The sequence below is a fragment of the Microvirga tunisiensis genome, assembly GCF_009296175.1.
GTDB classification, from domain to species: domain Bacteria; phylum Pseudomonadota; class Alphaproteobacteria; order Rhizobiales; family Beijerinckiaceae; genus Microvirga; species Microvirga tunisiensis.
This window is the reverse complement of record NZ_VOSK01000170.1, coordinates 1-13,907: the sequence shown is the minus strand read 5'-3', so window position 1 is coordinate 13,907 and position 13,907 is coordinate 1. Positions and strand designations below refer to the sequence as shown.

The 13,907-nt window shown below is 62.0% G+C and carries 16 protein-coding genes and 2 pseudogenes; 12 read left to right on the top strand and 6 right to left on the bottom strand.

Features of this window, described 5'->3' with window-relative positions; genetic code table 11:
• Window positions 1-143 precede the first annotated feature (143 nt).
• From FS320_RS27455 to FS320_RS27445, 3 genes are all read right to left on the bottom strand, one after another.
• Window positions 144-977 carry an IS5 family transposase gene (locus FS320_RS27455; protein WP_152715318.1) on the bottom strand — a complete coding sequence of 278 codons (834 nt, stop codon included), beginning with the start codon at window positions 975-977 and terminating at the stop codon, window positions 144-146.
• A 141-nt stretch (window positions 978-1,118) separates the two neighbouring features.
• Window positions 1,119-1,544 (bottom strand): type II toxin-antitoxin system death-on-curing family toxin, encoded by a 426-nt coding sequence (locus tag FS320_RS27450; RefSeq protein WP_152715316.1) that lies wholly within the window; start codon window positions 1,542-1,544, stop codon window positions 1,119-1,121.
• Entirely contained in the window at window positions 1,545-1,778 is a 234-nt protein-coding gene (locus FS320_RS27445; protein WP_152715314.1) for an AbrB/MazE/SpoVT family DNA-binding domain-containing protein, read from the bottom strand.
• 593 nt (window positions 1,779-2,371) lie between these two features.
• On the opposite strand from FS320_RS27445, the gene FS320_RS27440 reads away from it, so the two are divergent.
• The 10 genes from FS320_RS27440 (at window position 2,372) to FS320_RS27400 (ending at window position 6,279) form a co-directional block, all read left to right on the top strand.
• The gene (locus FS320_RS27440; protein WP_162003283.1) at window positions 2,372-2,626 is read left to right on the top strand and encodes a hypothetical protein; all 255 of its coding nucleotides are present in this window, start codon (window positions 2,372-2,374) and stop codon (window positions 2,624-2,626) included.
• Between the two features lie 13 nt (window positions 2,627-2,639).
• Window positions 2,640-3,062 carry a hypothetical protein gene (locus FS320_RS27435; RefSeq protein WP_152715312.1) on the top strand — a complete coding sequence of 141 codons (423 nt, stop codon included), beginning with the start codon at window positions 2,640-2,642 and terminating at the stop codon, window positions 3,060-3,062.
• A 34-nt stretch (window positions 3,063-3,096) separates the two neighbouring features.
• On the top strand, window positions 3,097-3,369 hold the full coding sequence (locus FS320_RS27430) for a hypothetical protein (RefSeq protein WP_152715310.1): 273 nt from the start codon (window positions 3,097-3,099) through the stop codon (window positions 3,367-3,369).
• A 288-nt stretch (window positions 3,370-3,657) separates the two neighbouring features.
• Window positions 3,658-4,011, top strand: a complete 354-nt coding sequence (locus tag FS320_RS27425) for a hypothetical protein (RefSeq protein WP_152715308.1) — start codon at window positions 3,658-3,660, stop codon at window positions 4,009-4,011.
• A gap of 12 nt (window positions 4,012-4,023) precedes the next feature.
• Window positions 4,024-4,377 (top strand): hypothetical protein, encoded by a 354-nt coding sequence (locus tag FS320_RS27420; RefSeq protein ID WP_152715306.1) that lies wholly within the window; start codon window positions 4,024-4,026, stop codon window positions 4,375-4,377.
• Between the two features lie 77 nt (window positions 4,378-4,454).
• On the top strand, window positions 4,455-4,787 hold the full coding sequence (locus FS320_RS27415) for a hypothetical protein (protein ID WP_152715304.1): 333 nt from the start codon (window positions 4,455-4,457) through the stop codon (window positions 4,785-4,787).
• Between the two features lie 109 nt (window positions 4,788-4,896).
• Window positions 4,897-5,055 carry a hypothetical protein gene (locus tag FS320_RS45310; protein WP_153885335.1) on the top strand — a complete coding sequence of 53 codons (159 nt, stop codon included), beginning with the start codon at window positions 4,897-4,899 and terminating at the stop codon, window positions 5,053-5,055.
• A 74-nt stretch (window positions 5,056-5,129) separates the two neighbouring features.
• A complete protein-coding gene (locus tag FS320_RS27410; protein WP_152715302.1) occupies window positions 5,130-5,354 on the top strand; it encodes a hypothetical protein in 225 nt (74 codons plus the stop codon).
• Between the two features lie 148 nt (window positions 5,355-5,502).
• Window positions 5,503-5,691, top strand: coding sequence for a hypothetical protein (locus FS320_RS27405; RefSeq protein WP_152715300.1), 189 nt, complete (start codon window positions 5,503-5,505; stop codon window positions 5,689-5,691).
• A 396-nt stretch (window positions 5,692-6,087) separates the two neighbouring features.
• Complete coding sequence (locus FS320_RS27400; protein WP_152715299.1) at window positions 6,088-6,279, top strand: hypothetical protein; 192 nt, start codon at window positions 6,088-6,090, stop codon at window positions 6,277-6,279.
• 832 nt (window positions 6,280-7,111) lie between these two features.
• On the opposite strand, the gene FS320_RS27395 is transcribed toward FS320_RS27400, so the two are convergent.
• Together FS320_RS27395 and FS320_RS27385 are read right to left on the bottom strand one after the other, a co-directional pair.
• On the bottom strand, window positions 7,112-7,528 hold the full coding sequence (locus tag FS320_RS27395; protein WP_152715297.1) for a response regulator: 417 nt from the start codon (window positions 7,526-7,528) through the stop codon (window positions 7,112-7,114).
• 8 nt (window positions 7,529-7,536) lie between these two features.
• Window positions 7,537-9,716, bottom strand: a pseudogene (locus FS320_RS27385) (PAS domain-containing sensor histidine kinase).
• Window positions 9,717-10,141: 425 nt separating this feature from the next.
• Here FS320_RS27385 and FS320_RS50910 point away from each other — a divergent pair.
• Together FS320_RS50910 and FS320_RS27380 are read left to right on the top strand one after the other, a co-directional pair.
• Window positions 10,142-10,267 (top strand): annotated as a pseudogene (locus tag FS320_RS50910) (double zinc ribbon domain-containing protein); the annotation flags it as partial.
• Window positions 10,268-10,426: 159 nt separating this feature from the next.
• Window positions 10,427-13,429 (top strand): adenylate/guanylate cyclase domain-containing protein, encoded by a 3,003-nt coding sequence (locus FS320_RS27380; protein WP_162003282.1) that lies wholly within the window; start codon window positions 10,427-10,429, stop codon window positions 13,427-13,429.
• 16 nt (window positions 13,430-13,445) lie between these two features.
• On the opposite strand, the gene FS320_RS27375 is transcribed toward FS320_RS27380, so the two are convergent.
• The coding region (locus FS320_RS27375; protein ID WP_192926348.1) for a transposase at window positions 13,446-13,907 on the bottom strand (462 nt) is incomplete at its 5' end.

The window sequence follows — 13,907 nt, the reverse complement described above, 5'->3', positions numbered from 1 at the left end:
GCATCAACATAGGCGGCAAACCGCGCCTCGCGCGTCTCTGATGGGATAGGAAGGTTCATCACACGCCTCCGCATGATGGATCTCCCGACTATAGCTCGCCTCGTGAGTTTATGACACAGTAGTACTAAGAGGCTGGTGAGCAATTATCGTTCGCCTTTGCGGGTGAGGCGGCGCAGGAGGATGCGGCTCATCGCGAGATAGAGCAGCATCTCGCCGGTTTCGACGAAGCGCTCATAGTCCTTGGCGAGCCGCCGATTGGTGGTGAGCCAGCCGGTCGTTCGCTCCACCACCCATCTTCGTGCGAGCACCTGAAAGCCGCTCGGGCGCGTCGGCGGCTCCGCGCCAATCCGTGTCCAGACGCCGCCGGTCCACCACTGCTGCGGGATGGATAATCTCCAGCCCAATGCCTTCTGGAGCCAGTCCTTCAGCCCGCGATAAGCCGTGTCCGCCCACATCAACTCAATGGCCGGAAACAGATGCTGCAGGCCCGACAACAAAGTCTCGGCTCCGACGCGGTCGTGGATGTCGGTAGGCCGCACCTTGTTCTTCAGCAGATTGCCTTGCGTATCAACGAGCAGATGACGCTTGCGGCCCTTCACCTTTTTGGCGCCATCATAGCCACGCGGTCCACCCATCTCAGAGGTCTTGACCGACTGGCTATCGATGATGGCCGCACTCGGCTGAGGAGCCCGGCCGATCGTGCGGCGGTAGCTCTCGCGCAACACGCGCGTGACCTGCTCCCATGTGCCGTTCTCGCGCCACTGGGCATAGTGATAGAAGACGGCACCACACGGTGGATACTCGTGCGGCAGCATTCGCCACTGGGCTCCGGTGCGCAGCAGATAGAAGATCGCATCAACGATGCGGCGGAGCGGGTAAACCTGTCGCCGCCCGGCCGGATGGCTGCGGGGGATCAGCGGCTCAAGCAGCGCCCATTCCGCATTGGTGAGATCGCTGGTGCAAGAACAGACCTCCATGGCACGGGCTCCCCAATGGTGAAACAGCCCGCATCCGCCTCCGCGGCCCAGCATCAAACCTATGTTGAATCAACGACTTGCCCCGAGCAATAAAATTGCTCACCAGCCTCTTACGCAACTCACTCATGGAGGCAGGCTCGCTTATTCCCGCGGGTCGTCCGGGTACACAATGGTCGGTTGATACTCGACTACCTTCTCTCGGAGCCACTCGGTGAACTTCGCCTCGGTCATATCACTCTGGCTATCGGCCAGGGCCATCCAGACACGAACCACTTCGGCATCAGTAGCCGTCAGTTCCTGGCCATTGAGGTCCAGGAACAGTTCCGTCACGACCATAGACGTCCGCTTGTTGCCATCCACGAAGGCATGGTTCCGGGCGATGCCGAAGCCGTAAGCCGCAGCAAGTTCTATGATGTCAGGGGTGCCATAGGCGTGGAGGTTCTCCGGGCGGGCGAGGGCGGATTCCAGCAGTCCTTCGTCCTTGATCCCGGGGAGGCCACCGTGCTCGGCGATCTGCTCATCATGCAGGGCGAGCACGGTGGATTTGAGGATCCAAGTTGGCGCCATTTATTTCGCAAGCTCTCTCAGAGCATTGCGGCGCTTCCGCATAATGCGGCGAGCAGCATCCATCTGGCCTTCGAACTCCGGATCATATGGGGTCAGGCGATAACCATCAGGGCTTTCCGTCAGAAACAGGGTATCGCCCTTGTCGACCTTCAGACGAGCAAGCGCCTCTTTAGTGAAGGTCGTCCCGACAGAGTTGCCGACTTGGGTCAGCTTAAGCTTGAGCACGGCAGACATAGGAACCTCCTTTCTGTCATAACCAGTGTTATAACTATAGGGGTCCCTGGACGTTCCGGCAAGGGCAACAGCAATCCCAATTTTGGGCGGTCTGCGATGGTCTTCCTCGCCTGAGAAGGCCACGAGTACACGCTCGCCCAGAGAGGGGCGGCTGGGACAATGACGCGGCGGACCTTCAGGTCATCGATAATGGCCCGTACGATGGGCTCGCCCATATTCGTCGCGACCGCAGCCGTAGCACCGCAATGATGGCGGCCCTGTAATCGACCTGGCGGATGGTGCGGAGGCCCAGACAGGCGATGACCTCGCCGACATGCTCCCTATGGGTCATGTCGCGCCGGGTGGATTTCACAGGGAGCTGAGACTTTCCGGCGTCACTGCCGGTTCGCGGGAGGAGAGCTGCCCAGGATCGCCCGTCGTCTACCTTCCCGATCGTCTCATTGAGCCTGTGTGCCTTCCTGGGGACAGCCACCGTGCAACACTTGAGGCATTCTCACGCTGTCCAGGTGTGGAGGGGTGGGGACCGGTCCTCGCTTGGACGTACATGAAGCGCCTCTAACTTCAGCGGGCGCTTCTCTTTGCTGGGGTCTACTGTGACTTACAAGCTCTTCCGGCTCGCCGCCGGCAGCTATGACGTGCTGCTGGATGGCGTAATTATCGCCAGCTTGATCAGCAATGGCGACACCCATAACACGGTCTGGACAGTTGAGCTGTTGGCAGATCCGGCTCCAGAGGAAAGGCCCAAGCCGTTCACCGAGATGGAGCACACCTTCCGCAACCTGGAGGAAGTTCGGACCTGGCTCGGGGGAGCCGAGATCCAGAACGCCAGCAGTGACAGCAAGGCATAAGGAGCCTCGGCACATGCCAAAGAAGTCAGCCAATCTGGCTCTGTGGGTCAGCCATGAGCAAGAGGGCAGAGATGAAGCCCTTGAGGCTTTTATCCTGGACCACGCCCCCGGCCTAAGAGAGTACTATACGGCTCAGCAGGACGCCTTCAGCCGATTGGAAGAAGATGCATACGTGCGCCATCCAGATCCGACGCCAGACGACATAGCCGCCGCTGAAGCGGCGGAGGCTGCCCTCCCGTCCAGGAAGAGGACGGAGGTTCAACTGCGTCGAAGCTTTGCCCCTTTGGCGGTCCACCTTCCAAACGAGATCAAGCGTAAAGGGAAACGCTTCGTTCAGCAGGCTCAGCGGGCGTGGAACAGAGCCAACCTGATCCCCCTGACATGGGAGCTCGAGCGAGCTCTGACGGCAGAATTCATGAAGACTTATGGGCAGTAACGACCCATCGATCCGATAGACGAGAGCGCCAGCAATGCCCAACACCCTGCATTTCCCACTTAGCACGGACATTCACGCCCTCGAAGAAAAGCAGTTCCTCGGGAGCGTAGGGAGCCTGTCCGTCTCTGTTGCCCAAGAAGCCGGGAAGCCAGCCGCGCCGCTCATCCTGGTCGTTGTCGGAGGCGTGGACGACATCACTCCTCTCCAGTCGTTCGCCCCTACACCAGAAGGCGCACAGCTTGCGGTTCTTGCCGGCCGTGTCGCCATCAAAGTGCTGGCTGTCGCACAGGCCACTTGGGCTGGCTAAGGATCGACGCCTAGCGCTTCGAGTCGTCTTTCCCCTCTAGCGCCTCGCTGACGGCCCACCTGTTGGGCTGGGCTCCCGTGCCCCCTTTGGGCTTGTCCTTCTTTGGCTTTTTCGCTTCCCGGGTACTGTGCTGTTCGCGGTGCGCCATGGCATAGCCCTCCGAGGCTTCAGGATCCTCTCACGCCGAAAGTTTCCGGCTGCCAGAGCATACCACACCCTGCCGTTGCTGACGCAGGCAGGGGTGAGGCTTCGCTATTCACGAGACAGGCCAACCACAGGAAAGAGTTCATGTCTGATCAGACACCCCGTCCATCCCAGGCTCAAGCACCTGCCGAACAACTTCCGTTCACCAGAGAGCAGGCCCTTGCCCGCCTCAGTGTCCTAGAGACACTGGCCATCAACAACGCAGTCGTCTTGCTCGGCATGATTGCGGACGCCCAGGGACTGACTGACGCTGCTATCGAGAAGCATCTCAACCTCCTTCGCGACACCACCGTCCAGGGAGTGGCACGGCTGGGGTCTGAAGCCATTACGAGCGTCAGCGCGGAGTATGCCGACGCTGTGTTCAAGGTCGTCTTCAACAAGGTCAAGGAGAGCCGGGAAGCTCGCCAGCAGGCCAGCCGCGCAGACCGGATGCAGTAACGGGGACACACGATGAGCGACCAAACAGGCATTCCCTTCAACCAGGGACCATTCACCCCGGAGAATGTCACAGCTCGGATCCTCGTGCTTGAGCACCTCATTCTGAACGTCGCCGGAAACTTGGAAGCAGTGGCGGCGCGTCATCATGGATTGACGCTGGACGGAGTCAGGAACCGTCTCGAGACAATCCTTGGAGAAATGCTCGATGGTCTCTTGGAGACGAACCGAGGCGCATTCGATGCAGGGCTACCGTACGCGGAGACGGTCATCCAGAAGCTATTTGGCGGTGTGAAGATAATGTTGGAGGCCTCGCGGAAGGTGGAGACACCACCATCCTCCACGACAGCAGCCAAGAAGATCAACTGACCTGAACAGCAAGGGGAATCAATGTGAACGGCAATGAGGTTAAGGCCGGATTTCACTCCTGGCTTGCCGAAGGCCGAATGCAGTTGGTTCAGGATTATGCCAGCCGGGGGAGGAGCCTCGAGAAGGTCCCCACAGACCAGCTCCGTGGGGAATGGGTCGCCCTCATGCGCGCTTGGGTCACCAACCCCCATGAATTCCGCAACCCTCAAAGGGCGGACATCGAGTGCGAGTTCACTCTCCGGGGTCTGGAACCACCCTATGAGATGGTGGTGGACGAGTTCGAGGCGGTCACTCGTTTCATATCAGAGGCCATCGAGAACATGGATGATGCCGAGAAGGACAGGATCAATACCCAGATCGCCAGTGAGCTTGTCGACTTCCTTTCTGGGGAGAAATCCCGGCGCAATTGAACCACTTCACACACCCCGCCATCCGCTGACGCGGACGGGGATGCGGTTACGCTCAGCGAGCCTACGTGGAGTTAAAACACGGCGTTCACCGCCATAGTGGAGGCACGAGATGGATAAGACCCGAGAGGTTGCCAACGCTGTTCTTGCCGAATCGGAGACGCGGCAAGGCTTCCGCGAGTGGTGGGCACGTATCGACCCGGAGACGCAGAACCAAATCATGGAAGCGATCGGAACCGCCGCTATTGGGGCTGTCGAGAACAGCGAGTAGGGCAGCAGGCGTGGGTACCGATCCGGAAGCGGTTCGGAACTGGTACGGAACTAAAGCCACGAGGAGACGAGTCCATGCACGTGTTCGGAGCCTTTGAGTTAGACATCCAGCCAGGAACACCAGACAACCCGGCTTCACTCAGGGTGGCCCTTCTGCGCTACACCCGGGGCGAGGATGGTCGCCTATTCATCACGCCGGAGTGCTCCTCATTCGAAGAAGTGGAAGGGCAGCTCAATTCCCTGCAAGACGAACTCGACGAGATTCGCGAGAGAGCCCGTCGGGCGTTCCAAGTCGCATAAGAATAAGGCTATTCAACTGCCTCACAAGATTGTGTCTGTTACCAATGCGTATGGGGGCCTGTGCCTCGAAATGCGTGCAGGGGAAACATAGGAGCGCCCCATTCGGCGGCTCCATTGCTCGGATCGTCTCAGCACGGAGCATTTGGCGATGCAGTTTGACAAAGCCCTATTGATTGCCGAGAAAAATCTTATTGATGGTGCAACCTTGGACGAATTGAAGGAAGCCGTCACTGACCTTCGCGCACTCACCCCGAACAGCGTGCTGGCTGACCTCGTCGAGAACAGGATCAAGATGATCGAGAGGCAGAGGCAGTACTGTTGCCGGTGCGTCGGTTAGGGGCAGTTCATCATCCGCCCATCACAATAGACATCAATCCTAAACGAGAGCCCGCTAGCGCAAGCCAGCGGGTTTTCCTTTCCCGGAGCACCCATTGTCACGGTCGAGGCATCCAATCCTGCCAGCGCCCGCCGCAGCAAGCCCCTCAAAAGCATGAATCCGTTGCACTTGGTTTCGAAACGAGTGCCTGGATGTTTGAATCAAATGTCCAGATTGGACATGGGGCCTTTCCTCGCACTCTGAGCAAACGATTCAAAGCCACGCGCATTCGTTATAAAAACCCGTAGTAATGGGGAGAGAGCCGGGCGCGAGAGGGGCGCCCAGCAGGCACGGACACTTGCTAATCCCTTGGAAACGGTTACGGTCCGCATAGTCTCAACGAGTTCAAGGCTTCGCATGACGCGCAAGGATCTGGTGGCTGCCTATGGACGGGTGGGGCTTGCCATTGCAGCATTCGCCTTCGTCGCAGGTGTCATCGCGGCGCCCATCCTGCCGAAGTTTGGATCCTCCGCTGTCGCTGTGTCCAAGCCGCAGGATGAGCCAACCTTCCATCCTCTCCTCACGCCAGCGGGTTTCAAGACAAACTAGCCGTCGGCCTCTCTAGCGTTCGCCAATTAAGTGAACACAAGGACTCGACACGCAGTGACGAATGACACGGTCAGCCTGAGCTACCTTTGTTCGGTCTGCGGATCCACACGTGCCCTCGTGCCCACGAAGTCTCATGATACCTCAGTTGTTCACTGCTCTGACTGTCAGCAGGCGCTTGGCTGCCTCAGTGATATCAGGCGTGAGCTTGCGGACAAGGCCAAGGAAGATGCGAGCACACTAGCTAAGCGGATTTATCGACAAGGCAGAGGTGCCAAGCGTTCATGAGCCGATCCTCTCGGCTCATGAACCACCTCGGCATGTTCATTCTGAATGAGTGGTGAGGATGGCGGTTGGAGATTGTCGATGCTGAAGGTCGAGCAGTGCATGTCATCCCACTTGAGGCGTTCGCGCACGACAACTTCCTGCCGATCCTCTGGACCGACGGCGTGTTCCGCGCGACGCGCTCCGCCCTGCAGGAGCTCGAGGCCCAGGTGGACAGCTGCGACTTCGCGGTCGCCATCGCGCCCGGGAGCACCGCACCATCGGCGGCATGGACGACATCGAGACCGCCCGCAAGCACGCCGCGGACATCTACGATGCCAGCAAAGACTGGTTAGACGAGATGCTGGCGTCAAACTAGTCTGCACTCCCGGCGCCCCGCCGGAACTCTCCTGAGCGTCGCGGAGGCGCGACAGAGCCGTCGGGACGGTCACATTTTCCGGAAGCGTGCCGGGCCTGCGGTGCGCTACCTCCTCGCGCACGTCCTCGATCATCGACCTGAAATGGGTGCCCAAGCTCCCGCATGACGAGACAGAGCACGCCGACAGCAACCTCACGGGTCATTGGAACGGATGTCGCTCACGGGAGGAGCAGGCGTGTTCCCGTCATCGCGGCTGACCACCTTAATCAAGGCCTTTTCGAGTTGTGACTGCGGAAACGGCTTGGCGATGACAGGCTGAGCACGCAAATCCTCGCGCACCCCTTCAGCCCCGTAGCCAGTTGCAAATACGAAAGGGATCGCCCGCTCCCGGAGCTTCTCGGCCACTGGAAAGACTTTCTCGCCGGCCACATTGACATCCAGCACGGCGGCATCGATGTCCGTCGCGTCAATCAGCCTTAAGGCCTCTGAAACTCTGGCCGCGCTTGCCACCACATCGCAGCCCATGTCGACCAACATGTCCTCAATCAGCATGGCCACATGGCTCTCATCTTCCACCAGGAGCAGGCGCAATCCACTCAGCACGGACATCGACGGCCTCAGAGCTGATTGAGCGGCAACTCGAGGATGCAACGCAGGCCTGCGGGATCGAAATCGAGCGTGGCCATGCCTTGAAGATCCTTGGTCATGCTGCGCTCGATCAGGCGGGTGCCGAAGCTGGGGTTGGCAGGTGGCCTGACTGCGGGGCCGCCGCTTTCCATCCAGTCGATCCGAAGGACATCGGGAAGGCCGGACTCTGAAGCGCTCCAGCGCACGGTGACGAGACCCTGCTCGGTCGACAGGGCACCGTACTTGGCGGCGTTGGTGGTGAGCTCGTGCAGGACCAGGCTAAGGGCGAGGCCCACCCGAGGCTCCAGAGTAAGGTCTGGGCCTTTCAGCCGAACACGCGTGGCAGAGCCGTCGTCGTAGGGCTCCAGTTCCTGACAGATGATGTCGCGCAAATTGATGCCCGTCCACGCCTGACGTGTTAGCAGCTCGTGCGCCTTCTCAGCGACAGGAGGCGAGCCTCGAAGTTCCCGGAGAAGGTCACGATGGCGGGTGAGGTCCGGATGGTTTGGGTCGCAATCGACTGAACGGTGGCCAGCGTATTCTTCACCCGGTGGTTCAGCTCGTCGATCAGCACCCTCTGATGCTCCTCCGCCTGCTTTCGTTCCGTGATGTCCACCAGCATGTTGATCGCGCCGATGACCCTGCCAGAAGCATCGCGCAGCGGCGTCGGGAACGGAATGAACGGAACGCGAGTGCCGTCTGGGCGCTCGGCAATCGCCTCTGCCCCGCGAACAGCGCGACCTTCCTTCAAGGCGACAGCCATCGGGCATTGATCATGCGGCAGCAGGGTACCGTCCGGCGTGAAGAGGCGCCAGGTCACGCACCACTCATCACTGCCCAGGATAGGCCTCCTCCCGGAGAACTCGACGGCGGCTTGGTTGTAGTAGGTGATCCGGCCTGCGGCATCAGTGGTGTAGATTGCGGCCGGCAGCGCCTCCAGGAGTTCACGAACGTGACGTTCGCTCTCGCGCAGTCGCTCCTCTGCTTGTCGTTGCTCCGTCACGTCCTGGACCACGCGCACGCCGTACCGGAACTGCCCCTGCTGGTCGAGCACGGACGAGCTGAGGACATTCACGAAGAAAATACCACCATCCCGGCGCAGGAAGCGCTTCTGGATCGAGTAATGGGCGATCTCGCCTCGCACCTGTCGCGCGTACTGCTCTGCATCATTGTCCCTGTCCTCAGGGTGGGTCAGCTCAAGGAAGGATCGCCCCACAAGCTCCTCGGGCGCGTAGCCGATGATGGCCGAGAGAGCTGCGTTGACACGGACAAAGCGCCCGGCCGCGTCCATCTCGGCAATGCCGATGGGAGCTTGGTCGTAGGTCACAGCCAGCCGCTGCTGGCTGTCCCGCAGGGCCTCGTCGGCTCGGTGCTGGTCGGTCACATCGACCGTAAAGCAGCGCGTGTTGTGGAACTCACCATTGCGGAAGTGCACGTTGGACGTGATCAAGACATGCCGGATCGAGCCGCCCTTGGCCTTCAGGCGGGCCGGATACCGGTCCAACGTCTCGCCCCGGGAGAGGCGCTGGAGGATGTCCCTGATGACGGGAGCATCGGCATGGAAGTCGGCGATCGGCCGGCCGATATATTCGTCCGCCGTATAGCCGAGGAGGTCAAGCTCAGCCCGGTTGGCGCGCAGGATGGTGCCATCCGCGGCCACCAGGTGGAGCCCCACGGCGCCGTTCTCGAAGAAGTCCTCAAGATCCTGCCGGCTCTGACGCAGCTTGAGCTCGAGGACTTTCCGGTCGGAGATGTCCTGGAAGCAGTTGATCGCGCCAAGAACACCGCCTTGGTCATTCAGCAGCGGCTCGATCTGCACCAGCACGGTGCGGCGGCTTCCATCCGGCAGTTCGATCAGGACCTCGAGCCCATGGGCGGGCTCGCCGGTGCGCAGGACTTGCGCCATTAGGGTGTCGGCATGAGCAAGCGGGCGTCCGTCCAGGTGGTAGAGCCGAAAGGAGCCGCAGTAACGTTCGTCGGTCTCGCCCGGGCGGGGCTTGCGACCCCACAATTCGGCGGCCCGCCGATTGTAGCGCAGGATGGCCCCATCTGCCGAGCAGACATACAGGGCCGTGGGCATGGCATCCAGGATGGCTTGACTGACGGTGGCGAGCTCCTGAAAGCTGGACCGGAGCAGGGGACTGCTGGAGGGAAGAGCGGCAACCGTCATCGGAGTTCATCGTCCTTTGCACCAATCGCCTCTCACAGAGGCAATCTGGGCTACCACCGCGACGCCTCGGCAGAAACACAGCTCCACCCGCGAGGAGGGGCCATCGGAATCATTGTCCTCAGGCCGGCGGCGAACATCTACAGGTAGGGCGTTCTCGGCCGATTTCGACAGCCCACCAAGATTATTGACCCTGGAACAGTAATTGCTGGAATTGGCATGTCGCGGAAGTAACGCTTTGGTCCGCTCTCCGTGCCTAAGCTGCCCCTCCCGAAGGGCAGGGGATCTTCAGAGTCTGATCCAAAGCCGCCCTTCTCGTGGGCTCAGTGCATACGATTGGCCAGCCCACGTGCTAACATCGAGCACCTGGAGACGTCCGACACCTGACTGCTGTGGTAAGGGCCGCTTTCCAAGCTACGGGTCTTTCGATGACGTGCGTCGGCTGTGGTTTCGAGCTATTATCGGAGGTCGCCTTCTGCCCGCGGTGCGGTCGCCGACAGCCAACGCCCTGCGCGGCGTGCGGCTTCTCGTGCGAGCCTGATTTCGCATTCTGCCCTCGTTGCGGGGTGGCCAGGGATACGGGCTCCGTCCCAGCGGATTCTAGGAGAGCTAAAGTAACACCCGTGGGCTGCGCGCCGACCGCGGTCGAGCCGACGGAAACCTTTCCGGCAGCGAGAACGGATACCCCGTGCCGGGAAGTGGACCGCCGCCAGGTGACCGTGTTGTTCGGCGACCTCTCGGGATTTACTACCCTGTCCGAGCGCCTCGATCCTGAGGAGGTGCGCGCGTTTCAGAACGCGCTATTTGAGTCCCTCAGCCAGGCAATCGCCCGCTATGACGGCTTTGTCGCGAAATTCCTCGGCGATGCCGTCCTTGCCTTCTTCGGGGCCCCGGCCGCTCACGAGGACGATCCAGCGCGGGCTCTCCACGCGGCGCTCGATATGCTGGCCCGCGGTGCGGTGCTGAGCAATCAGTGGGAGGGGCGCCTCGGCCAGCCGGTGACCCTGCACATCGCCGTGCATACCGGGCCAGTCGTGGCCGGCAGCCTCGGCGATGCCGCCAGTGCAGCCTATGACGTGACAGGCGATGCGGTGAACACGGCCTCCCGTCTTGTTGGGGCGGCAGCGCCGGGGACAATCCTGGTATCGCACGCCACCCATGCCCTCACCAGGCATGGCTTCGCGTTCGAGCCGGCCGGCGAACTGGCTCTGCGCGGCAAGGCCGGACCGGTGGTGGTTCACCGCCTGCTCGGCGTGCTCGCCGAACCGCAATCGGCGCGCGGGCTTGCCGCTTACGGGCTTGTCTCTCCGATGGTCGGGCGTAGCGAAGAGCTGGAGCAGCTCCTCGCGGCCTTCGACCAGATGCAGCGGAGCCGGGCACAGGTCGTCAGCCTCATTGGCGAGGCCGGCACCGGCAAGTCGCGGCTGATCACAGAGTTCCTGAGGCGGCTTGAGGATACTGGCCGGCTGGCCCGCACAGCCATCCGCCGGGCCGACTGCTCGTCCCTTGGTGAGCCACCCTACAGTGTCTTCGCGGCGCTGTTCCGCGAGGGCTACCAGGTGAACCCGGGTGACTCGCTCGATGTTGCACGGCAGAAGTTGGCAATAGGCCTCCGCTCGCTCGGAGCACCGGCCGAGGTAACAGAGGCCATCGTGCCGGTGCTGAGTTATCTGCTCGGGGTCGAGGAGGGGCGCCCCCACGACTTAAATCCCGAGCAGCTCAAGCGCCAGATTGCGCTGGCCGCGCGCACGCTGGTCGAGCGGCGCCTTCAGCAAACGCCGGTCCTGATGATCGTGGAAGATCTCCACTGGGCCGACGCAGCATCGGTGGACCTGCTTCGAGACATTGCCGACTACTTGGCCGATCAGCCTTTGATGATGCTAGTCTCGCATCGCCCCGACGCACCCCCGCCCCTTGTCGCCCAGGCATCTCAGAGAATTATCCGGCTCACGGCGCTTTCTCCTGAAGAGATCCAGGCCCTCGTGACGGGTCTTTTCGGCCGGCTCGACGAGGCCGCTCTCGCTCGGGTCCAGCATTTGATCACGACGCGGGCCGGGGGTAATCCGCTGTTTGTTGAGGAGATCGTCCGGAGCCTGGTGAGCACGGGAGTGCTCGTCCGCCAAGGCGAATGGTGGACGTGTACCGGAGCCTGCGACGCAGTCAACATTCCGCCCACGCTGCACGGGCTCCTTCTCTCCCGCGTCGATCGGCTTCCTGCCAATGCCCGGCGACTGCTCCAAGAGGCCGCCGTGCTGGGGATGGTGTTCGACGAGGCGTTGCTCCATGCTATTGCGACCGACAGGGCGAGCACCGGAACCGCCCTCGACCGGCTCGGCGCGTTCGAGATGATCCAGGAAATCGGAGAAAGCCGCGCGGGCAGGCGGTACCGATTCACGCATGCGCTCGTACACGAGGTCGTCTACGAGAACCTGCTCCTGTCCCGCCGGAGTGAGCTGCATGAGCGGGCGGGCCGCGCGCTCGAGCGCATCGTCGGTCCTCATCCTTCGCAACTGAGCGACCTCGAAGCGCTAGGCCATCACTGGAGCCTCGCTCGGGAGAAGCCGAAGGGTGCACGCTACCTTATGGCTGCGGGCGACCGGGCGCACGAGGTCTACGCCAACGATGACGCCATCCGCCATTACCAGCGCGCTCTGCAGACCCTCGCCGGTTGCCAGGCCTGCGACAGCCAGGTGCAGGCGGTGCGCGAGCGGCTCGGAGAGCTTTTGGCGCTCACTGGACAGCGGGCCGAGGCTCTCACGCATTATGAGGCGGTGCGGCAGGCGCTCGAGATGGCGGCAGATCGCGCAGGCGCTGCTCGCCTGCACCGCAAGATTGGGGCCCTCCACTGGGAGGCCGGCGATCGAGAGCGCGCTGCGGCCTGCTTCGCGTCGGGCCTCGAGCAGTTGGGCGAGGACGGCAGCCCCATTGAGCGGGCGCAGCTCTTCCAGGAGCTCGGCCGACTTGCATTTCGGAGCGGCGACAACGCGGGCGCTATCGTCTGGGCCGAGCGTGCGCTCACTGAGACGGCGAGAGGGGAAGAGACCAAAGCGGATCCTGAGCACGCCCGTCAGACGGCGGCAACGCGGGTGCAGGCCTACAACACGTTGGGCGTGGCGCTTGCGCACACGGGCCGCCTCAACGACGCGGTCAATCAGATCGAGCAGAGCATCCGGCTCGCCGAGTCATACGACCTGCTGCAGGCGGCCTGCCGCGGTTATGCCAACCTCGGCGTACTCTACAGCTCACTCGACCCGCGCCGGAGCATCGCGACCTGCCTCCTAGGGCTCGAGACTGCGAAGAAGGTGGGCGATCTCAGCTTTCAGTCGCGCCTCCATGCGAACCTTGCCGTCGCCTATTGCGCGCTGACGGACCGCTGTGAGGTGGAGGGGATCGAGGCGGCGCAATCGGCGATCAACCTCGATCGCAGGCTCGGGCTTCTCGATCATCTGGCGGTGCCACTGATCGTCCTGGGCCAGATCCACCAATGCCATGGAGATCACGTCTCGGCCCTCGCTGCTTACAAGGAGGCTTTAAGTCTGGCCGAGCGGATCGGAGATCCGCAGCTCCTCGTTCCGTGCTACGATGGGCTCGCCACCCTCAATCTCGATGCCGGGAATACAGCGATGGCCGAGGTTTATCTGGCGAAGTCGCAGGAGGTGTGCGAGCGGGCCGGCCTCGAGCCCGACGCCCTTCTGATCCTGCCGTTTCTCTCCTAGATCCTCGGCACAGTGATTATGACCCTTTGGCGAGTGGCTCGAGAGGGGCGAGTTTAGGATAGGCGCGGCTCATTTTGGCCCGGGCCTTTTCGGTCGTGAACATCCAGGTGATGCGTGCGCCGCCGGCGTTGCGCTCGCGCTCCCAAGCCGCGATTTCCCGCTCGAGCCCCTCGCGCGTGTCGATCCGCCGGTCCAGGCACTGGCCCTTGAGCACCCCGATCTCGATTTCGACCATGTTCAACCAACTCGCGTGCTTGGGAGTGAAGTGGAACTCCAGCCGCTCCAGGAGGCGATGCGCTTCCGCGGCCGGGAAAGCCTCGTAGAGCGACCCGGGCGTGTGCGTCGACAGATTGTCCATCACCACCCGGATCCGCTCGGCCTGCGGAAAGTCGACATCCACAAGCTCGCGCATGCACACAGCAAAGTCCTTTGCCGTCCGGCGATCCGTGACGTTCACTTTGCGCCAGGGGCGATGCGC